The 19,353-nt window shown below is 40.1% G+C and carries 23 protein-coding genes and 2 pseudogenes; 11 read left to right on the top strand and 14 right to left on the bottom strand.

The window, feature by feature from the left end:
* Positions 1–370: 370 nt before the first annotated feature.
* The 4 genes from KB236_12150 to KB236_12135 all read right to left on the bottom strand — a co-directional run bounded on the left by KB236_12150 (position 371) and on the right by KB236_12135 (position 1,510).
* Positions 371–586 carry a CsbD family protein gene (locus tag KB236_12150; protein UIF30394.1) on the bottom strand — a complete coding sequence of 72 codons (216 nt, stop codon included), beginning with the start codon at positions 584–586 and terminating at the stop codon, positions 371–373.
* A gap of 197 nt (positions 587–783) precedes the next feature.
* Positions 784–924, bottom strand: coding sequence for a hypothetical protein (locus tag KB236_12145; GenBank protein UIF30393.1), 141 nt, complete (start codon positions 922–924; stop codon positions 784–786).
* Between the two features lie 11 nt (positions 925–935).
* Positions 936–1,187, bottom strand: coding sequence for a GlsB/YeaQ/YmgE family stress response membrane protein (locus tag KB236_12140; protein UIF30392.1), 252 nt, complete (start codon positions 1,185–1,187; stop codon positions 936–938).
* Positions 1,188–1,201: 14 nt separating this feature from the next.
* A complete protein-coding gene (locus KB236_12135) occupies positions 1,202–1,510 on the bottom strand; it encodes an Asp23/Gls24 family envelope stress response protein (protein ID UIF30415.1) in 309 nt (102 codons plus the stop codon).
* Between the two features lie 189 nt (positions 1,511–1,699).
* Here KB236_12135 and KB236_12130 point away from each other — a divergent pair, with 189 nt between their 5' ends.
* Positions 1,700–2,284: a recombinase family protein gene (locus tag KB236_12130; protein ID UIF30391.1), complete on the top strand. Its 585-nt coding sequence runs from the start codon at positions 1,700–1,702 to the stop codon at positions 2,282–2,284.
* Positions 2,285–2,407: 123 nt separating this feature from the next.
* On the opposite strand, the gene KB236_12125 is transcribed toward KB236_12130, so the two are convergent.
* From KB236_12125 to KB236_12110, 4 genes and pseudogenes are all read right to left on the bottom strand, one after another.
* Positions 2,408–3,328, bottom strand: a complete 921-nt coding sequence (locus KB236_12125; GenBank protein UIF30390.1) for an IS30 family transposase — start codon at positions 3,326–3,328, stop codon at positions 2,408–2,410.
* Between the two features lie 527 nt (positions 3,329–3,855).
* Positions 3,856–5,448 carry a hypothetical protein gene (locus KB236_12120; protein ID UIF30389.1) on the bottom strand — a complete coding sequence of 531 codons (1,593 nt, stop codon included), beginning with the start codon at positions 5,446–5,448 and terminating at the stop codon, positions 3,856–3,858.
* Between the two features lie 127 nt (positions 5,449–5,575).
* Positions 5,576–6,475, bottom strand: a complete 900-nt coding sequence (locus KB236_12115; GenBank protein ID UIF30388.1) for an IS982 family transposase — start codon at positions 6,473–6,475, stop codon at positions 5,576–5,578.
* A gap of 146 nt (positions 6,476–6,621) precedes the next feature.
* Positions 6,622–7,551, bottom strand: a pseudogene (locus KB236_12110) (IS30 family transposase).
* Between the two features lie 99 nt (positions 7,552–7,650).
* Here KB236_12110 and KB236_12105 point away from each other — a divergent pair.
* The gene (locus tag KB236_12105) at positions 7,651–7,842 is read left to right on the top strand and encodes a hypothetical protein (GenBank protein ID UIF30387.1); all 192 of its coding nucleotides are present in this window, start codon (positions 7,651–7,653) and stop codon (positions 7,840–7,842) included.
* Between the two features lie 177 nt (positions 7,843–8,019).
* Here KB236_12105 and KB236_12100 read toward each other — a convergent pair whose 3' ends face one another.
* Positions 8,020–8,295, bottom strand: coding sequence for a hypothetical protein (locus KB236_12100; protein ID UIF30386.1), 276 nt, complete (start codon positions 8,293–8,295; stop codon positions 8,020–8,022).
* Positions 8,273–9,178, bottom strand: a complete 906-nt coding sequence (locus tag KB236_12095) for an AAA family ATPase (GenBank protein ID UIF30385.1) — start codon at positions 9,176–9,178, stop codon at positions 8,273–8,275. Before KB236_12095 ends, KB236_12100 begins: the two co-directional genes overlap by 23 nt.
* 1,442 nt (positions 9,179–10,620) lie before the next feature.
* On the opposite strand from KB236_12095, the gene KB236_12090 reads away from it, so the two are divergent.
* The gene (locus KB236_12090) at positions 10,621–10,962 is read left to right on the top strand and encodes a replication protein (protein UIF30414.1); all 342 of its coding nucleotides are present in this window, start codon (positions 10,621–10,623) and stop codon (positions 10,960–10,962) included.
* Positions 10,963–11,045: 83 nt separating this feature from the next.
* Here KB236_12090 and KB236_12085 read toward each other — a convergent pair.
* A protein-coding gene (locus KB236_12085; protein UIF30384.1) for an IS5-like element ISLpl3 family transposase occupies positions 11,046–11,821 on the bottom strand; the annotation gives its coding sequence in 2 pieces (ribosomal slippage) (positions 11,046–11,497 and positions 11,497–11,821; 777 coding nt in all).
* A 247-nt stretch (positions 11,822–12,068) separates the two neighbouring features.
* Between KB236_12085 and KB236_12080 the strand changes: the two genes are divergently transcribed.
* Both KB236_12080 and KB236_12075 read left to right on the top strand, forming a co-directional pair.
* On the top strand, positions 12,069–12,350 hold the full coding sequence (locus KB236_12080) for a type II toxin-antitoxin system RelB/DinJ family antitoxin (GenBank protein UIF30383.1): 282 nt from the start codon (positions 12,069–12,071) through the stop codon (positions 12,348–12,350).
* Positions 12,351–12,529: 179 nt separating this feature from the next.
* A complete protein-coding gene (locus tag KB236_12075; GenBank protein ID UIF30382.1) occupies positions 12,530–12,844 on the top strand; it encodes a hypothetical protein in 315 nt (104 codons plus the stop codon).
* On the opposite strand, the gene KB236_12070 is transcribed toward KB236_12075, so the two are convergent.
* Together KB236_12070 and KB236_12065 are read right to left on the bottom strand one after the other, a co-directional pair.
* The gene (locus KB236_12070; protein ID UIF30381.1) at positions 12,834–13,112 is read right to left on the bottom strand and encodes a hypothetical protein; all 279 of its coding nucleotides are present in this window, start codon (positions 13,110–13,112) and stop codon (positions 12,834–12,836) included. The genes KB236_12075 and KB236_12070 overlap by 11 nt on opposite strands.
* 22 nt (positions 13,113–13,134) lie before the next feature.
* A complete protein-coding gene (locus tag KB236_12065; GenBank protein UIF30413.1) occupies positions 13,135–13,362 on the bottom strand; it encodes a hypothetical protein in 228 nt (75 codons plus the stop codon).
* Between the two features lie 253 nt (positions 13,363–13,615).
* Here KB236_12065 and KB236_12060 point away from each other — a divergent pair, with 253 nt between their 5' ends.
* Positions 13,616–15,676 (top strand): MobA/MobL family protein, encoded by a 2,061-nt coding sequence (locus KB236_12060; GenBank protein UIF30380.1) that lies wholly within the window; start codon positions 13,616–13,618, stop codon positions 15,674–15,676.
* 82 nt (positions 15,677–15,758) lie between these two features.
* Positions 15,759–16,067 (top strand): hypothetical protein, encoded by a 309-nt coding sequence (locus KB236_12055; GenBank protein UIF30412.1) that lies wholly within the window; start codon positions 15,759–15,761, stop codon positions 16,065–16,067.
* 100 nt (positions 16,068–16,167) lie between these two features.
* Here KB236_12055 and KB236_12050 read toward each other — a convergent pair.
* Positions 16,168–17,243 (bottom strand): annotated as a pseudogene (locus KB236_12050) (IS30 family transposase).
* Positions 17,244–17,382: 139 nt separating this feature from the next.
* Here KB236_12050 and KB236_12045 point away from each other — a divergent pair.
* Genes KB236_12045 through KB236_12030 form a run of 4 tightly spaced genes read left to right on the top strand, consistent with a single transcriptional unit; the run spans position 17,383 to position 19,346 of the window.
* Positions 17,383–17,997, top strand: coding sequence for a hypothetical protein (locus KB236_12045; GenBank protein ID UIF30379.1), 615 nt, complete (start codon positions 17,383–17,385; stop codon positions 17,995–17,997).
* Position 17,998: 1 nt separating this feature from the next.
* The gene (locus tag KB236_12040) at positions 17,999–18,334 is read left to right on the top strand and encodes a CagC family type IV secretion system protein (protein UIF30378.1); all 336 of its coding nucleotides are present in this window, start codon (positions 17,999–18,001) and stop codon (positions 18,332–18,334) included.
* A 21-nt stretch (positions 18,335–18,355) separates the two neighbouring features.
* Positions 18,356–18,718 (top strand): conjugal transfer protein, encoded by a 363-nt coding sequence (locus tag KB236_12035; GenBank protein ID UIF30377.1) that lies wholly within the window; start codon positions 18,356–18,358, stop codon positions 18,716–18,718.
* The gene (locus KB236_12030) at positions 18,687–19,346 is read left to right on the top strand and encodes a conjugal transfer protein (GenBank protein UIF30376.1); all 660 of its coding nucleotides are present in this window, start codon (positions 18,687–18,689) and stop codon (positions 19,344–19,346) included. The genes KB236_12035 and KB236_12030 overlap by 32 nt, the downstream gene beginning before the upstream one ends.
* Positions 19,347–19,353: the final 7 nt, after the last annotated feature.

The following is a 19,353-nucleotide window of genomic DNA, read 5'->3' as shown; positions in this document are numbered from 1 at the left end:
GTGGCGATATCATGATTAATTCATAGTAAATACGGGTATGAGTTTCCGGAGTGGGCACAGGCGGGTGCTCGGCTCGATAAGATGGTGTAAGGATAATAGACGTCGTGCTAAATAGCGTGGCGTTTTTATTTTGCCCAAAATTTGGAGGTGGCCGGCATGGGCCAGATGGTAAATAGCAGATTTGGCCTTGTCAGTCGCACAGAGACACGTTGCTTGGGTGACTTAGAACATCAGCTTAAAGATGGACGGTGGTAACGTAAAAAGCCGCAGCGACCACATAAGCCGCGTATTACAGTGTGGAGAAAAAACAAGGTAACAAGCGTGAAAAAATAAAAGAAGACCAGATTTTGGTCTTCTTAAAAATGATAATTTATTTATCGTCTTTATCTAACTTTTCCTTTACGTTATCAACCGTATCTTTAACAGAATCTTTGGCATCTGACAGTTTATCTTTAGCCTTACCTAGAATACCTTGACCCTTACCTTCAGCTTCGCGGGCCTTGTCGTTCGTAACCTTGCCTTCAACTTCTTTAGCTTTTCCACTTACCTTATCTTTGGTGCTATCAATTTTGTCATCTAGACTCATAATATAACCTCCCATAATGTATTTGTTACAACAGTATTATTCCACATTTTAATTTGCTTGTCTAATAAGGAGATCCTACAAGAGATAGTGTGAATGACACTTATAAGGTAGATTGCAAATTTAAATATTGATTAACTGATCTTCAATTGCTCAATCATTTACGTTCTAAGAAGCCTAATACAGATAAATTTGGCTAATTATCCATGTAATTTTTGTTGCAATGTATCACCAATGCCATCTACTTTCTTAGCAGCCAAGACGGTGCCACCGATGAGGACACCACCTACAATGAGCGTAGAAGCAATCATAAACTTAAATACACTTTTCAAGACGTCCATAAAATTCCCCCTTACTTTTTACTGGTTCGACCAACAACTAATGAAACAATCAGAACTAAAATAATTGCCCCGATGATCGATGGTATCAATGCCATGCCAGCTAACGAAGGGCCCCAAGTGCCAAGGAGCCCTTGGCCAATCCACGCACCGATTAAACCAGCTACGATATTTGCAATCCAGCCCATAGCAGCACCACGGTTAGTGATTGCGCCAGCAATGGCACCAATGATTGCCCCGACGATTAATGACCATATAAGTCCCATATTTACTCACTCCCTTAGTTAACACGACTAGATTTATTGTCAGACGTTACTTTATCAATGCTGTCACCTAATGTTTCCTTCGATTTCTTTGCGCCCTTACTGACGGCTTCCTTCGTTTTGTCTGTGGCATCGCTCACGCGATCTTGCAGAGAAGTCGAATCTTTTTCATGTTGCTCCTTTGTCTTGACATCAACAACATTCACATTTACCTCAATTACTTCTAATTCGGTCATATTCTTTACTTCCCGAACGATAACATTTTTGATCTTGTCATACAGTTTAGAAATATCAATGCCGTATTCAGCAACAATGTCGAGATCCACCACCTTTACCATAATTATAGCAGGACAGTTGTGATGATGGAATTATATGCTCTTATAAGGAACCAATTAAGATTTTTGTTTGACTAAACCAATCTAGCCAATAGGGTATACCCTAATGGCCGTTTTTGTTTCTGTGCTATACTAGGAATTACAAATGTTCATTAGAACTGTCCAAAAGGAGGCTTGAAAATGGCTAAAATCGGTTATGCTCGCGTGAGTTCCAAGGAGCAACATTTAGATCGACAGTTAGCTGCTTTAAGAGGCGTTGATAAATTATTTACGGATAAATTAAGTGGGGCTAACACTAATCGGCCAGAACTGCAAAAGATGCTGGCCTATATCCGTGAAGGTGATATTGTCTTGGTTACTGAATTAGACCGCTTGGGCCGAAACAACCAGGACTTAACTAAGATTATGAACACCATTCAAAATAAGGGGGCCACCCTAGATGTGTTGAATTTGCCGTCCATGACGGGGATTGCTGACCCCAATTTACGTCAACTCATGACCAACCTCATTATTGAACTTTATAAATACCAAGCTGAAAGTGAACGTAAGCGGATCATTGAGCGTCAGCAACAAGGGATTTCCCTAGCCAAACAGCAGGGCAAATATCATGGTCGCAAGCCTCAATACGCTGAAGATGATCCCCGTTTGTTACATGCCTTTAAACTTTATCAAAATGGTATGAGCGATGTGGATGTGGCTCGAAATACTGGGATTAAGCGGACAACCTTTATTCGGTATCGAAAGAAATTCAGTGTGTATAGATAAATTTCTCATTAAATAAGCAGGGCAGTGAAGAAAAAATTTAAATAGGAGTGAAATAACAGATATATGGAAATAAAACTAATAGAGGTTAGTGCATTTTGGATAAGTAATTGGCAAATTACAAGTTTAATCCGAACAAGCCCGGAAACTTTCAATGGCAGTCTGTTGATGATGGATTTTTAATGGTCGTTGATTAATAAGCTCAAGTGCTGCTAGGATTTCATCAGTCGTTATCTGGTCAAAGTTAGTCTTTTTCGGGAAAAACCAACGTAACCGTCGATTGAAATATTCATTGGATCCCCGTTTCCATGGTGAATACGGGTGACAAAAATAAACTTTAATCTGATAGTCTTGTTCTATGGATCGATAATCGGCAAACTCCTTACCATGATCAACAGTTATAGATTTCACTTGGGAACCGCAGGTCCCCATAAACTTTCCAAAGGTATCATTTAAGGTCTTGGCGGTGCGATTAGGGGCTTTGATAGCCCATAGAAGTCGGGTTTTACGTTCTACAAAAGTGACCAAACATGCTCGTGACTGACCTCGGCTAGAAAGTACCGTATCGACTTCCCAATGACCAAAAGCTAATCGCTGATTGACAGATTTTGGTCGTTGTTCAATGGAAGTCCCACTTGTAAATGTGCCACGATGCTCATTAGCTCGGCGCTGTCGGACATTTCGATTAGGTAGATCAGCCAAGTTGAAAGGTAACCAGCCAAGCTTAAGCCAATTATAAATTGAAGCGGTGCTCAGGTTAAAAGCTGTCGCAATCGCTTCTGGTGACCAAGTTAAACGTAGGTGGTTGGTAATTAAAATTGTCAATGATGGCGTTAGAATTGAATGGCGACCACAAGCCCGCCTTTTATGATCTGCGTCTTGTTGCGCTAATTCGGGATCATAGGGTTTGACCCGATCTAATTCATAGCTAATAGTTGATTTGGCAACGCCTAAGGCGTCAGCCATATCTTGGTAAGTATGATGGCCTTCACTGACCAGTTGAGCTAGCGCACCACGTTGAAAACGTGATAAAGTAGAAGTACCCAAAGTAATCACTCCTTATAACTGGTTGGAATTAACTACTACCATTGTAAGGGATTGCTTTGGGCCTTTTTTTATTTTTGTTCGGATTAATTATAGAATTTGCCAAAAATTCCTTCCTTTTGAGAGACGATTTATTCATTATACGCTCTCTTAAAAGTTGTCTCAGGAATCAGCTTACATCCAATTGCTAGAAGATTTAGTGGGTATAATAAAAGACTCCTTTGAGATAATTATAGCGAACAGGTTGACCATAATTACATCATAAGAGCCGTAGGATGGTGATTGCCTAAAGCGAGCACCCCTTTACTTTTCTTGGTCGTTAAGTAATTGTACCCGCTATGGGGCTTTTTATTCAACTTGGTGTTGCACTTGATTTGACAATTCGATAACACAAAACGGACTAACTCAACTATAAGAAAGTCAGCCTTGTGTTTAATTATGTTCAGTGATAGTGTGCTGACAAAAGTACATAGACCAATTAATAAAGTCTTGTTCTTATCAGAACTATGCTTAAATTCTTTGTCACTTACTTAATTGATTTTCTTACTTTTTCTGAAGATCAGCCAACCGGTTAAATTGCCTAAAACTAGTAGTAAGACGCCTAAAACTGAAACCGAATTTTCTGATCTCTCATTAGTTTGGGGTAGTGCTACTTGTTTTTTAGAAGCCAAAGTTTCTTTGGTAGTTAGCCCTTGTCTATCGCTATTAACTAATGAATCTGAATCATCTTTATTAGAGTTGTTTTTAATCAGGTCAGTCGTTTTAGTTGGTTTAATTGGTTTAATTGGTTTAATTGGCTTAGTTGGTTTAATTGGCTTAGTTGGTTTAATTGGTTTAGTTGGTTTAATTGGTTTAGTTGGAAAATTAGGCGTGATCGGCTGCTGCGGTTGGTTGGGACTGGTTGGGATGCTAGGCGCGGGTTGGGAAGGTTCTGTAGGAGTCGTTGGCGTCGGTTTTGTGTAGAAAACGACAATTGTCTGATCCGTATCGTCAGCGGTAACTGACGATGAAGTTACCACGGTTATATCAGGTTGCCCATAACCGTTGGCAGATAAGTCTGGAGAAGTCACGGCTGTAAAGTTACTATTTCCAATAACATACCATGCATCAGCACGATGTTGAATCGTTGGTTTATCAGGAAATGTACCATTCGTATTTGGTGTCATATATCCTAAAATTTCGCCAGTAACTAAATCCATCACAAACGCAACTCCATAATGAACCTTTTGAACAACTGGAGTTACACCGGTAATTAACTCTCCTGTTGATTTGTCACGGTATTCAATTGTTCGAGTAATGAATCGATTCATTGATGCGTAGTCAGATCCTACTGGCCAGACTGCTGTGCTCCCAGATCCTGGCCAAATTAGGTTCCCTGGAGCACTTAAGGCTGGCTTCGAATCAGATACTTGATAACCTACTCCGTACCAAGTATCCCAGTATTTCATTAGAGCCCCCCACCGATTATCACTCGGATCAGCGCCACGTTCAGGATGGAGTGGAATATAGTGATGAATTCCGTTCATATCAACACTTTGGTCATCATCTCCAGAACTAGCGGTATTATTAGTACTTGATGTGGTGTTTTCTGAGGTACCCGATGATTCTGACGCATCGACATTAGTTGATTTGGTGATAACTGGTGTGGTTGTATTTAAAAGTTTGCTCTTTGATGTAGCGGCGACTGTTGTTGACGGTTTATCTGATGAAGTATTAGCTGACGACTGGTCATCTTGAACAGCAATCGTGGGTTGCTGTGCTGAAGTAGATGATACTTGGGAGTCTGTTGCCGACGATTTAGGTGTTGTAGCGGTAGCTTCCGCTTTTGCTTGTGTCACTGACGTTGTAGACGCTTTCAAAGCAACTTCTTTATTATGAAGTACTTGCATAACAGCCGATGAGCTCTCACTTGAGCTTTCACTGTCACTAGACATGACTTCAGCCTTTGCTTGTGTAACTTGCGTAAAGCTCAATCCTAACCCAACCGAAAACAGAATGAGTCCTGCTATCGAATTGCGTTTTTTGGAGTAGTTATAGTGTAATCGATATTTGGAATTCATTTTATTAAACATCTCCATATGATTTGTCTTTAAAAATTCATATTTTAAGAATGATGAATTCATTACTTCTTGTGATTGTAACTCATTTTTAAGTAACTGTAAACGCTAAATGTAACATCAATAAGTAATCAATCAGACGTTTAAAATAGTGTGTTATTAATTTAACGTGTAGTGCTAGTTCTGTAATATTTCAATTAATCGTCAGTTTTAACCCACTTCGTCCATGCACTAATTGATTATGAACATTGATAACATTCCATAGAAACATAGTAGTTAAACGACTATCTAAGCCGCTTAAGGTATGGATTCCAGGATGTTCAAAATGGCCCACTATGTTCAGATTATTGAACCCTGTTTCAATCTTTCGGCGTTGATCCTTCAGAAATGACGAATTGACTTGTTTAGCAGCCCGCATATTTTTGCGCAATGGAAACCAAAAATTCATACCTTCTGACTTTAGCCGCTTTTGTAATGAACGACTGAGGTAGCCGCCGTCAGCTAAAACTTGATGTGCTGGTGTTCTGGTCAAGAGTTCTTCGGCAACATACCGGTCGTCTACATTAGCTGGTGTCAATTCCCAGTTAAGGAAATAGCCTGAGTTGTTCATGATCGCATGTAGTTTGAAGCCATAATAATACACATTTTTAGTGGCATTAAACCCCTTATGGGCAATACCCCGTAAAACTTTGGCTTGATTACTGCGTCTGGCTGAAACTAAAGTTATTGGTGCACTGTCAATGACTTCATAGGTTGTTTTTGGCTGGTTCTTGCGTAATAGTTGTTTGCGAACAAGCTTCATAGCAAACGTTAAATCGCGGCAGCGGCGGTTATAACGACTACGTTCTGGCACAATAATTCCGGACTTGACCAGCATTTGATGAAAGTGTGTTTCTGAAGGATCACGCAGTTCAATTCGAGTCAGCATGCAGGCTAAGATCGTGATATCAGCGACTTTTAATTGCCGATAATTTTGGCGAAAACGAATTGATTTCGGCAAATGTCGATAGAGCGGCGAAACAATTTTGATAAATTTCTGAATAGTTACTTGAATTAAATTGGATTTAGAGCTAACTTTAAGGCGGCCTTGCATTTACGATTCTTCTTTCTGGTTTAGTCGCCTTAGAAGTTACCGCAAATGCGGGCTTTTTTCATGCAGTTTGATCCAGTTTTTAATTCCATTCAGTTAATTGTTACGAGACTAGCACTACGCGTTAATTTAAATGGTAGATTGCAAATTTAATCCGAATTTTTTGACAAATTAGTCAGCATCACTTGGTAAGGTGTTTGCCAGTTAAGTACTTTAAGGGGGCGCTGGTTAATTTCGAGTAACGTCGTTGTTAAATCTTGAGCACTAATGTGCTCAAAACAAGTCCCCTTAGGGTAAAAATAACGTAAGTTCCGATTGAATCGTTCATTACTGCCGCGTTCAGCGGGCGTGTAAGCATGGCAGTAATAGGTCTGAATACCGTATTGTGGTTCAAATGACACTAGATTGCTAAACTCAGTTCCACGATCGACAGTAAAGGTGTGTACCGGTCCCTTAAAAGTTGTTAGAAACATAGTTAGGGCTTCATTAACAGTCGCCGCTGTCCGATCTTTTAATCGGTAAGCCCAAAGAAAACGTGATTTGCGATCAATTAGCGTTAATAAAGCAGCCTTGCTATGTCCACGAGGTCCAACCACTGTATCTATTTCAAAATCACCGATGCGGTTACGTTGGTTAATCACAATTGGTCGTTGTTCAATTGAACGCCCTAATGATTGATTATATTTAGAACGTTGGTCAAGGTTACGCCGTTAGCGTAGCCCATGTTCAGGTAGTTCACTCAAGGAGAATTCAATTTTCCCCTGATATAGCCAATTATAAATAGATTTAGTGGCTAGTTTAAGCTCATGCGCAATCACTTCTGGTGACCAGCTTAGACGTAAATGGTTTAGAATGGTTTGCTTTAATTTGGCATTCAGTTTAGTTTTTCGGCCACAATGCGCCCGTTTATATTCAGCGTTGGCCTGTGCTAATTCGGCTTGATAAGGTTGACAACGAGATAATTCATAAGAAATCGTAGACGGAGATCGTTTTAACCGCTCAGCCATTTGGATATTGGTCAGTCCTAGCTCACAAAAGGTTTCAATTTTAATTCGTTCAGAATAGGTTATACTAGACAAAAGATCAGCTCCTAAAAAATGGGTTTGTGGTAAACACCATTTTAAAGGAAGCTGATCTTTTTTGTCCGAACAGCGTTCGGATTAATTTTACAATCTATCATGAAACCTTTTACGGATAGGCTGCAAGACATTGCCCAAAGTATGAAGGATAGCAGCCAGCGAATTGAACGGTTGTTTGATTCGCAAACTACCCTACGTGAAGAATTTATTGCTAGTAGAAGTGAGCATAAGGTTATCAACGAACGCCTAGACAATGTTGAAGGCGATGTACGTGAACTCAAAAGTAAATAGTGCTAGGATTAAGTTAATCCTTCAAGATTGACACAACCAAATGACCACTCATCTCATTACGAGGTGGGTGGCCTTTTTTGTGTACATTCTACTTCATTTAAACGGACAAGTATACGTCTAAAAAGTGAACGTGTCGTCTGAGAGAATAGGAGACTAATCTCCTAATCTCCTAATCTCCTAATCTCCTTTTTGGTTTATCATTCGAATTATATTTTCACGGTCACGGACATCTACATTTTTCTCTAGATAAATATTTGCCATCTCACGAACGAGATCATACATTTTCACATCTGTTACGTAAGAAATTGTTTTTACTAATTCGTAAACTGGAGGATCAACCTTCAGTGTCTTCCGCTGATAGCTCTTATATTTAGAAGCGTCTAAATCTCTTGAAACGTTAGCTTTTTTTTGAATGGTAACCTGCTGATTATTATTTCGCTTGATCAAAGCCACTGACAGTCATCGCCTTTCCTTTGCTTGTAAGCTTGTTACCAGTTATAAACTGATGAGCATAAGTGAAATTTTCTATATCTCCTGTATTTTCAAAGGACTTGATTCTTAATTCCAGTTCAGAGAATATATCAGCAAATAGTCCCCAAACGCGCTTGTCATGGTAATCTTCAAACTGAATCCCCTGAGCTGCATACCACTCCAATCTCGCATGGTTATTTACAATATTATTGAATACATTGTCTTTTCCAAAATATTCAATTGTTTCTTTTACGATTCTTTGATGAAGTGGACGTTTAGCCTGTAGCAAGACTGGAAGTATTCCGGCAACTTGAAAATGAACTTTATCCCCAAAATCGTCTGCTAATGTTTGAAGATATGTTAAGACAAGACGTTTAGACCCATCGAAAGCAAATTGTTGTGTTTCCTGAATAACGATAATGTAATCAGCACATACCATGGCGTTGTCAACTTTAATATCTGTCGAAGGAGGAACGTCGATAAATATGTAGTCATATCTATCTTTTATTTTGTTTACTAGCTTGCTAAGATAAAAAGTTCGATCACTTATACTGGAAAATTTATTATCAAGGAAATCTCCAAATTTTCTTGTGTCGTAATCGGAGCCAATTAAATCCAAGTTATCAGAAAGAGAAACAATCCCTTTTTCTAAGGAACCATCTTCTATACAGCTCATGAATGATTGATTAAATGTCAAAACTTGAAATGTTTTAGCTAAGAACTGTGTTGCATTTCCCTGCAAATCGGTATCTATAACTAAAACTTTTTTGTTGTAAAATGAAGAGGCAACAACAGCTTCCATGACAGTATCGGTTGTTTTTCCAACGCCGCCCTTTTGCTGAGCATTTACAATAACATATCCCATTTGGACACCTCACTTATGTATTTAATGCAATAGTACACTTTTACATTAAATAAAACAAATTAAGGAGACTAGTGTACTAGTGTACTAATCCCCTTGTCTCCTTATACACTAAGAGATTAGGAGATAAAAGCATAAAGCTGTTAAATATAGACCTGTTTTTGTATAAAAGGGGCACTAGTACACTAGTCTCCTTGTCTCCTTTTATCCTAGTGTACTAGTCTCCTTTTAAACATTTTGAAAAAGGAGACTTTTACGATTTGCCTTTACAATTGGCATAAAAGCGTCTATTATTAGTTGTGCAATTAAAACAGAACATAAAAAAACACCCACCAACTGGAATTGGTGAGCGCCACACATAAAAGTCATATTGTTTAACGACTATTATAACATGGCCGGTGCGATTTTTAAAGCCCTAGGGGACAAGCTGGGGTCTAAATCCAAGGGGACACGTTTGCCAGGGCGACTTCAATAAATCTGGCTATACCACAACAAGGTTATCTGTACGGCTGGGTGGTGAATGGTGAGCGCGACCATTAACGGCGCGGGTGGTAAAACGAAGCTTCGGCTTGGTGCCATTGATTAGTTGGTGATCGAACAAAAATAAATACGTATCATCAACGCCTTCTAGGGCGTTTTTTAGTAGGCTAAACCGAAAACGTAGGTTTATAATGAGTGGTGGTAGCAATACCGCAATTGTACAGACAAGCGACGGGCGTTAACGACCGACGAACTAAGGGGAAACTTTTAGTAGTAGAATTGTACTCTGGTTCAGTTATTCCAAATAGCTGATTTCAGGGAACAATTCTGCGCTCAAAACGTCACTCCCTCTAAACTGAATGGAAAAACGTAACGCGTCAAGCAATATTCCAAAGAAAGTTGGTGGCATTGTTGGAATGTAAGGATTACATTGTTCCATTGAATCCAGATGTAATCGTTAAGAAGACAATCTATCGGAGTTCTGCAAGAATTACTGAGCGACAAAGGAACCAAGTGAAGAGAGTTTTGCGTAGTCAAGGGTATCAGGGAAGAATTAGTAGTATTCGATACACTCGGGTAAATTACAAGTATTCATTTAAAGTATCAGTGAAGTATCGGGGAAGTGTTGGCAAATTTTTGGTTAATACAAAGAATGAGACAGTTGAATTTAAGGGAATGGTCTAGGAGTAATACCAGTAAATTTCACAAACTTCCTTTCCCCAATTAAAACCAATCTGCGACCTATATCACTTCTTTTTTGGACAAGTTCACAATCAAAAAATAACGGAATGTGGAAGTACCGCGGTGAATGTGGGTTACTTGGGATAAGCCGCCTTATGTGAAGTAGAAATTGGTATACTAAAAAAGGCTCCCGGTTTAACACTGGAGGCCTTTTTTCTAGGTTACATATTTTGAGGATGAATGTTTTTTATCTTCGTAGCTTTTACTTGGGTGCTGTAACATGACTGCTTAGTTTTTGGTGCCGTACCCCGCAACAAATGCGGCGCTTCATTGGCATTATCTTAAATGCTAAGTACCGAGTTGAGAAAGATCACAAAGATATTGGCGTCATAATCCCACTTGATGATGAAGAACTTAAACCGCTAATGACTAAAGCCTTGAGACGCTACTTTAACGTCCTAAGAAGTAATGAGAAGCACATCAAGAACGTGGAAAATTACCTGTACGGCACCATGCAAAACCTATTTGGCGTTTGGTGGAATAAACAAGCGGCTAGAGAATATGCGGCCAAACACCCCGAAGAAGAAAAGTCGGCCGACAACGATAACAGTGGGTTGTACTACTAGTCCTAAAAGGCTGCAAAATCCTTTATAAGCGGTTTTAAGACTTACTAACCTCCTTTATGCTTAAGCTAGGGTCCGTCTGAAAACTACTTAAGTAAGATGCAAATTGAGGCAATGTAGACCGTAGCCAGATAAACATGAGCGAGCTTATCATAACGCGTTGCAATCCTACGAAAGTTCTTCAACTGATTAAAGAAGTTCTCAATCAAATGGCGCTCACAATAAACGTGGTAATCACAGGTCCACTTGTCTTTGGTATTTTCCTTTGGCGGAATGGTATAGACGCCTGCTTTATCTTCAATATACTGGCGAAGTTTCGCGGTGCCATAGGCTTTGTCCGCGATAATATTTGATTGAGAAATATCGAAGCCTTCCAGCAACTCACTGGCAACTTGGCTATCATGTACTTGACCACCTGTTAGGCGAAAACCCAAGGGATTCCCTAATCCGTCAACGAGTGCGTGAATCTTGGTCGTTCGGCCACCTCGACTTAGTCCAATAGCTTGATTTTCGACCATACATTCGGCGTTTTTTTTGCCCCAGTGGCCTTTTGATGCGCTCGAACGATCGTTGAATCTAAGCTCAAGTTTTCCATGTCGGGATCGTCAATCAATTCGAGAAAAACCTGTTCGAACAAGCCTGAACTTACCCAGGCTCGGAAGCGACTATACACCGTTTTCCAAGAGCCATAGCGTTCAGGTAGATCACGCCAAGGAGCCCCGCTGCGCATGAGCCAGAGGATAGCGTTGAGGGCGGTACGGTTGTCTAGGCTTGATGGACGGCCAGTCCGGTATGGCGGGAAGTATCCTTTGATTCGGTCCCACTGAGCATCTTCCAGTTCGTATCGTTTAGGTGTTGTCATCGGAATGCCTCGATTCGTTTTTCCTCAGATTGTACCTGAATTTTAAGTTTTCAGACAGTCCCTAGATTTAAATGGCTTAAACAGAAGAATAGGGGCTTTTAAATGAGTGCCAGAGCTACCCAGCTCAAAAATTCAGCCTTTAGATCAACGCCAAGCTCAAGTGATTTGAGGCCAGGGCTTTATCTATTGATAAGGTACTCAAAAGGTAGTATAATGGTAGTAGCAAAAGACAGGAGATGAGACAATCATGGCAGTTAAGGAAAAGAAACGGGTCCAAGTCAAGATTGATAAAGATTTGGCCGATGATACCGAAGCAGTTTTAAGCGAATTGGGCTTAAATCCAACCACGGCCATTAACATGTTTTACAAGCGGATTGTTGCTAATGGTGCTTTACCTTTTAATGCGTCTTTAACCGAAGAAGAAAGAGCTAATTTACGCTTTTTAAAGGCGACCGAAGGGACACCAGTCACCGAGTTCAAAGACGCTAAAGAGGTCGCTGATTGGCTCAACGATCCAGATGAGGACTAATGACTTAGTCAGCCTATACGTTAGTTTTGTAGAAACTAACGGTGGCAAGTCTCGACCAGTTTTAATTCGTCGGGTATCAGAGCAGACGGTCGAGGCTTTTAAAATTACTTCAGTATGAAAAGAAGTCGGCTTATATCAAGCAACAATATTATCCGATTCAAGATTGGCAATCCGCTGGGTTGAAGAAACCTTCCTGGGTCGATCTTGGTAATATTTATCGCTTTCCCAAAGCCGGTTTAAACTTTAAAGAAATCGGTCATTTAAGTAAGCTAGATCAAAATAAAATTTCAGATTTTACGCTTGATCTAAAATCAAAAAGAAGAAGTAAGGGTCAAAAGATAATTCAACAGCGATCAAGTAAAAGGAAGCACAAAGAAAGTAAAGCCGAGCTTACACAAAGAATTCAAAAACAGTTAAAAGACTTTGCTAAACACAATCCAGAAATTAAGCCAAAAAACAATCCTGAAAATAAAAACGATCGGCCTAGTTATTAGGTTGATCGTTTTTTAATTTATCCGGTTTATGGGCGTTAACATAGTCAGCAAATGTTTTTAAAAGTTCTTCGGTTTGTTCGACCGAGAGGTTATTAGCTTGAAAGTACTTTTCTAATAAAGCCCCTTTTTGAATTAATCGACGAGAACGGGCTTTGCGGGCTTGCCGATTTTCATAGTATTTAGATTGTCGTAATTTAAAATCTTCCCGCTCAATTTTTTGTTTTAAACGCGCTTGCTGCTCGACTAGTTTTTCATATTTATTAGACATGGAATTTCCCCATCTCGTATGGCTAACGATCTACGGACTTTACCTTTAAAAATTCAGAAAATTGCTTGGCTAAAAGCTTAATCTGATCGTTAGACAAATTAGCATAATCTAAATTGGCTTGACTGATGATTTGTTTACCTAGCCGTTGTTCAATCTTATTTTTTTCGTCCTTAATTTTTTGATTAAGGGCTTTTAATTTAGCTTCTTGTTTTTCTAAGTTACTTTGAGACATAACGATCCCTCCAATCATATTAGAAATAATCACCGAAACTATATCATATAAGAAACGTTAAGTCAAAGTATAAAATTTGAAATAGCGAAGCGGAAGGCATACACTAAAAGTAAATTCAGGAGAATCAGCAGACCGAGTGAAACGAGGTCAATGCGCACTTACACATAGAATAAATTCTATGTTGTGTTAACCCCATTAAAACCTGTATTAGAAGTCGCCGTTGGCGACAACAAAGTCAAACTCATATAATCAAAGGAAGACGGTGACCAACATGGCAATTTTTCACATGAGTTTTCAAAATATTAGTGCTGGTAAAGGACGTAGTGCCATTGCTGGAGCTGCTTATCGAAGTGGTGAAAAGTTATTCGATCAAAAAGAAGGCCGAAGCTATTTTTATGCGCGTTCGGTTATGCCAGAAAGCTTTATTTTGACACCAAAGAATGCACCAAAATGGGCGAGTGATCGGGAGAAGTTGTGGAATGAAGTTGAAAAGAAAGATCGTAAATCAAACTCACGATATGCCAAAGAGTTTAACGTAGCTTTACCAATTGAGTTAAGTACAGATGAACAAAAAGAATTATTAACTAAATACGTGCAAGAGAATTTTGTCGATCAAGGTATGGTAGCTGATGTCGCAATTCATCGTGAGCACCCGGATAATCCGCATGCTCATGTGATGTTAACTAATCGGCCCTTTAACCCCGATGGTACTTGGGGATTAAAAGCAAAGACGCAGTACATTAAAGATGAAAATGGCAAGCAACTTTTAACCAAAAGCGGGTTTCCAAAACAAAGAAAAATTTGGTTGGTTGATTGGGATAAAAAGGAAAAAATTAATGAGTGGCGGCATAATTGGGCAACAAGTGTTAATCAGTCTTTAGCACAAAAAAATATTCCCGATCGAATTAGCGAAAAATCATTTGTCGATCAAGGGATTCAAGAGACACCTACCCAACACGAAGGCATTAACAGCCAAAGAAAAAATCGAAAAGCATTTAATCAACAAGTTAGAGCGCAAAGAAACGCTCAAGCTAAATATCATAATCTTGACGAAAAGATAAGAAATCATGAACATTTTGACGCATTAACTGACGAGCTATCATTTTCCGAAAAGCACACTATTAGCCACCTAAGTCAGCAATTGAAAACCTATGTCGATTTAGAGCATTTAGACGATAAACAGCGCATGCTGTTTAATTGGAAAAACAGCTTATTAATTAAACATGCGATTGGCGAAGATGTGACCAAGCAATTACTCACGATTGACCAGCAAACCACATCACTAGCACAAGCTAATCAGTTGTTAAATAAAGTGGTGGAACGAGCAACGAAAAAGCTTTATCCGGAACTTAATTTTGAACAGACAACCGCGGCTGAACGACGGGAACTGATTAAAGAAACTAATAGTGAACAAATGATTTTCAAAGGTAGCGAATTAGCAGAACGGTTAGCGGATATTCGAAACGACCTACTGACCCAGCAATTATTGACGTTTACCAAGCGGCCATATACCAGCTGGCAGTTAGTCAATCAGCAGGGCCAAACAATTGAGAAGCAATTAACCACGGTGCTAGCCAAACATGGTCACCAGTTAGACGATTTGAAGCATACTGATCGGGGCATACTAGCCGTTTATGAACCAAGCGAACTCGAATTCATTTCTAAAGCGGTCAAAGATTTACGGGTCATTCGGGAAGTTAAAGCCGTGGTGCAAACCCAATACGACAGCATTCTAACGACTGCTTTTCCGGACAGTGACCTGGATAAGCTAGAGACGATTGATAAGGAGCAAATCTATACCGCTGTGGTTTACTATGACCCAGAATTAAAGCCATTAAGCGCCGATGATCTTAGTCAATTGCAACAGCAGCCACCGGTAGTCTTTACTAGTCAGCAACACCAAGCTGGTTTGAATTACCTGTTAGGTAAAATGGAATTAAAAGATATTCAGGATCATCGACTGCAACGGGTCTTAAAACATGATGGCACCCGGCAACTGTTTATCGGCGAATGTGGCCAAGATCCTAAGTTGGATCACAAACAAATTGAAATGGTGCAAGCCCGTTTGAAACAACAGACAACACGGTTTGATCAATATAAGCAAGACCAGATTAAGGACTATCAGGCCATTAATTATTACCCAACTAGCCCGAAAAACTACCTGACTAATATTTTGGACGAAGCCTTAATAACCATTTTATATGCGAAGAACACGGACTATCTAAGAAAGCAGCAACTACGTGGACTAAAGGAGACTGAGTGGGAAATGACGAAAAAGCAACGGCAACACCAAACTCGAAACCGGCATGAAGATGGGGGCATGCATTTGTAACCTAAATGTAAAAAAAATAAATGGTGTAAGTTACACCTTTTAGTGCTAAACTATGACTAAATTAAGAAAGGAGAACTTACATGTGACAGGCAATCAGGAATGGTACAGCCTAACGCAAGCTAATCATAAGCTGGGGCGTGGCCGAAATTATGTCAGCAACTGGATCAAACGACATCCAGAGTTCCCTGATCAATTTTTGCTTGGTTCAGGTACCAATAAATTAATATCTGATGAAGGGATAGAGTGGGTTAAAAACCACATAAAAAAAGAGGGCGTCCTCGTCAGCAGTGAAGTTGCTAACGGGGATCAGCACCTAGAAATACGCCTTCTAGGTGTCACCCTCCTAATAATCCATTTTACCGGGCGGGTTAGGGGAAAGCTAGTTGTTTAATATTTCTAACCCAACAAACACGCAAATTGCAAGTGCAAGTTAGCCAGCGCAGGCGAAGACAGCTGGCGGAAAGGTTTCAGTGAGTTTCAATTGAAGAAAGCTAAGCAGTATGAGCCTTGCGAGCACGCTTGACTTCTCTTTCAAAAGCTTCGGCTGGTGTTTTGAACTTTAAAATTCGCCGAGGCAGGTTGTTCAGATGCGATTGAGCAATCTGAACTTGGCTTGGAGTGGCAATGTCGAGTGATTGCCCCTTGGGAAAATAGCGACGAAGCATCCGATTATGAACTTCATTAGTGCCTCGTTCTGAAGATGTGTACGGGTGGGCAAAATAAGTGTCAGCTATGCCATTCAGTGCAGTCTCTAAGGTCGTAAACTCAGTACCATTATCTGCCGTCACGGTCTTGATAATATCACCATATTGATTAACAATATTTCGCAATGCATACGATACTGAATCTGCGTCTTTACCCTCAATCAAGCAGACTATTTCAAAGCGTGTTTTACGCTCTGTGAAAGTCAACAAGACGCTCTGGCTACCATTACGCTCACCAACAACGGTATCAATTTCAAAATGTCCAAACTCATGACGGTTATTGACCTTCTTGGGCGTTCATCAATACTTTTAGAACCGGCCAGCCGTTTAACTTTCGTTGTTTTATGATGAGCCATTCGGCGTCTTACTTTCTCCACAAGATCGATATTGCGGATCTCCAATAATTGTGCATCAATATAGTTGTACAGTGTCTTCGCACAAATCATCTTATGAGGTGAAAATAAACGGTGCTTTTTAGCATATCCTACCGTTGCGTCGGGTGACCAGTGCTCCGTGTGAAACTTGTCATCAAAGTAGGCTAGGAAGTCGGTGACTTGCTTAAACTTTAATGGACGTCTACTATTGGACCGGTTCTCCTCATAGCGAGCCTGAGCTGCTTCAGGACAATAAACCTTAAGGTAGTGCTTCTCTCCGTTAATCTTCTTAACCTGCTTAATAGTGCCACGAGAAAGCTCATTATTAATGGTTTGATGACTAACACCGATAATAGATGCAATCTGGCGTGCAGAATGGCCTTCGGAGTGTAGAGAAGCAATCATTCCACGTTCAATTTGAGTTAAGTGGTGACCCTTTTGACGATTTGTGGTAAGCTGTTGTTGCGTCAAGACGAAAACCTCTCTCATTGTTTAGTGTTGGAACTTCAATGATACCTGATTTTTCGTCTTGGTGTCTTTTTTTGACCATTTTTTGATCAATCAACATGGGTGGCTAACTTGATTATAAAATTCGCGAACCCAACAAACAACATAAGGAGGTGATCCAATGAAAGTAGAAAGCTGGCAAGGCATTAATGGCAAGTTACTACATGATAACCAAAAGGCGATTATGGTTGATGACGACCAAGCACTAACTGACCAGAAGCAGCTACAAGCGATATTAGATCAAGACGGTCAGCCAATCGATGAAGTTCGGCAAGCAATGATTAAGAAGACCGTTAAACGCCAGTTGAAGACTGAGCCGTTAAAGCTTAGTGGTTGGTTTAATCGCCACCAAGACAGTCAAAATGCTAAAAAGGCCGAAAAATTGGTCAGTGATAAACCGACTCATCAATATAAGCAGATCAAAAACGAAATGACCTTTTTTGGTGAAAGCTTCTTAGAAGGATTCTTAGGCTTCTATGGCTTAGAAGTTGATAATGCCTTAGGTCGTTACGAACATAATTTACATGTCTTAGAGACTCAGGAACTTGGTCAGTCAGAAAAAGAGTATTACTTAGCCACGAGCCAAAATGGGCGAGTTAAATTAGCCACAGATCCATTACCAAGCCAGCAAATTTCCGAGGAACAATTGGATAAGTTCTATCAGCGTGAGCCAGAAAAAACGCAGGCCGAACAAATTCAATTACGAACATCAGAAGACGATGGAAAGGAGGAATAACATGAAGTTCAGCAAAATGAAAGCGCTAGCAACCACTGGAGCTACTGCGATTTATTTAGGGCTGATGAACGCCCAGGTTGTTTTGGCGGCGGACGGCGGCGAAGTTAAAAGCAAGTTAACTCAAGCTGGTAAGACGATTCAAGGTATTTTAACTGGCTTGGTCGTTTTAGTTGGGATTTGTGTCGCGCTATTTATTATTATCAAAAGAATGCCTGACGCAGACGATCCACGAGAGAAATCAGAGGTTTATCACGCGGTTGGTCGGGTGGCTGGTTTAGTGGCCCTAGCGGCAGCGATTATCTGGCTATTACCTTGGGTTTACAGCCTATTCACTTAATTTAAAAAGGAGCCTGCCAAAATGAAGAAAGGAAAAGAATTTATCTTTCCAGAGAACGTAGATAAAGATTATGGGATCTGGAAAGACTACACCTTGAAGGATTTTGGCTATGCGGCGCTGGCAGGACTAGTGGGCTTAATTTTTATTGCGATCCCACCCTATGGCCTGATTTTAGTCCTGATAAAAATAGTGATTGTTGTCTTAGCCATGACGATTGTCATGGCTATTTTAACAATTCGGCCAGTTGCGGCGCGGAAGAATATTAAAGTGCGGGATAACTTTAAGTTGAAACGTCGCTATGCCAATGGTCAGAAACTGTTTTATTTAAAACCGAAGAAGCGAGGCGAACTAAATGCGTTTGAAGAAGAGCAAAACCGCCAATAAATCAGCGAAGCTCAATTGGGATTACCAACCGCCTAGAATCAATGGTGGCAAAGAGACCATTGATGACATGAGCTTGGTGGTGGGTATGTATGGTAACTACGAAGTTACCAAAACGGGTAATCTCGTTGGCATTTTGGAAGTTAGTGGGATCAACCTTGATCTACTTAATGAAACCGAACAGCAAGACGTCTTTGAGGACTATGGCGCCTTTCTCATGAGTACGTTAGGTGAAGGGGTTGATGACACCTTACAGTTCTTAGAGCCGACAATTCCCGTCAATATGACAGCTTATCTCAATGGTCTCAAACGTCGGTATCTTGCTTTACAAAAAGATCACCCCGATCAACAGTTCAAAATCCAATTAATAGCCAGTTATTTGGACCACTTTACTAAAGTCCAGGAATCCAAAAACATGACCACTAAACAACATCTGCTAATCGTTAAGGTACCGATTAAAGACAAAAGTGTTAAGAGTTTAAATCTAGCGGTCAGTCATTTAGACGAAAAAATCGAACAGGTTAAGCGGGATATTGAAAATGCATTAACGGACTTTGATGTGACGGCCAAAGTGTTGACTAGTCAAGAAGTCCAAGAGATTTTAAAGAACTTAATCAATTTCAATGGATAGGAGGCAA

The organism is Levilactobacillus brevis, from assembly GCA_021383565.1.
Lineage (GTDB): Bacteria > Bacillota > Bacilli > Lactobacillales > Lactobacillaceae > Levilactobacillus > Levilactobacillus brevis_B.
This window is presented reverse-complemented; position numbering and strand designations above follow the sequence as displayed.

Coding starts and splice junctions, on each gene's coding strand:
- KB236_12150 (UIF30394.1), bottom strand. CDS start 586: ATGAGTCTAGATGACAAAATTGATAGCACCAAAGATAAGGTAAGTGGA.
- KB236_12145 (UIF30393.1), bottom strand. CDS start 924: ATGGACGTCTTGAAAAGTGTATTTAAGTTTATGATTGCTTCTACGCTC.
- KB236_12140 (UIF30392.1), bottom strand. CDS start 1,187: ATGGGACTTATATGGTCATTAATCGTCGGGGCAATCATTGGTGCCATT.
- KB236_12130 (UIF30391.1), top strand. CDS start 1,700: ATGGCTAAAATCGGTTATGCTCGCGTGAGTTCCAAGGAGCAACATTTA.
- KB236_12120 (UIF30389.1), bottom strand. CDS start 5,448: ATGAATTCATCATTCTTAAAATATGAATTTTTAAAGACAAATCATATG.
- KB236_12115 (UIF30388.1), bottom strand. CDS start 6,475: ATGCAAGGCCGCCTTAAAGTTAGCTCTAAATCCAATTTAATTCAAGTA.
- KB236_12105 (UIF30387.1), top strand. CDS start 7,651: ATGAAACCTTTTACGGATAGGCTGCAAGACATTGCCCAAAGTATGAAG.
- KB236_12095 (UIF30385.1), bottom strand. CDS start 9,178: ATGGGATATGTTATTGTAAATGCTCAGCAAAAGGGCGGCGTTGGAAAA.
- KB236_12080 (UIF30383.1), top strand. CDS start 12,069: ATGGCAGTTAAGGAAAAGAAACGGGTCCAAGTCAAGATTGATAAAGAT.
- KB236_12070 (UIF30381.1), bottom strand. CDS start 13,112: ATGTCTAATAAATATGAAAAACTAGTCGAGCAGCAAGCGCGTTTAAAA.
- KB236_12065 (UIF30413.1), bottom strand. CDS start 13,362: ATGATTGGAGGGATCGTTATGTCTCAAAGTAACTTAGAAAAACAAGAA.
- KB236_12060 (UIF30380.1), top strand. CDS start 13,616: ATGGCAATTTTTCACATGAGTTTTCAAAATATTAGTGCTGGTAAAGGA.
- KB236_12045 (UIF30379.1), top strand. CDS start 17,383: ATGAAAGTAGAAAGCTGGCAAGGCATTAATGGCAAGTTACTACATGAT.
- KB236_12040 (UIF30378.1), top strand. CDS start 17,999: ATGAAGTTCAGCAAAATGAAAGCGCTAGCAACCACTGGAGCTACTGCG.
- KB236_12035 (UIF30377.1), top strand. CDS start 18,356: ATGAAGAAAGGAAAAGAATTTATCTTTCCAGAGAACGTAGATAAAGAT.
- KB236_12030 (UIF30376.1), top strand. CDS start 18,687: ATGCGTTTGAAGAAGAGCAAAACCGCCAATAAATCAGCGAAGCTCAAT.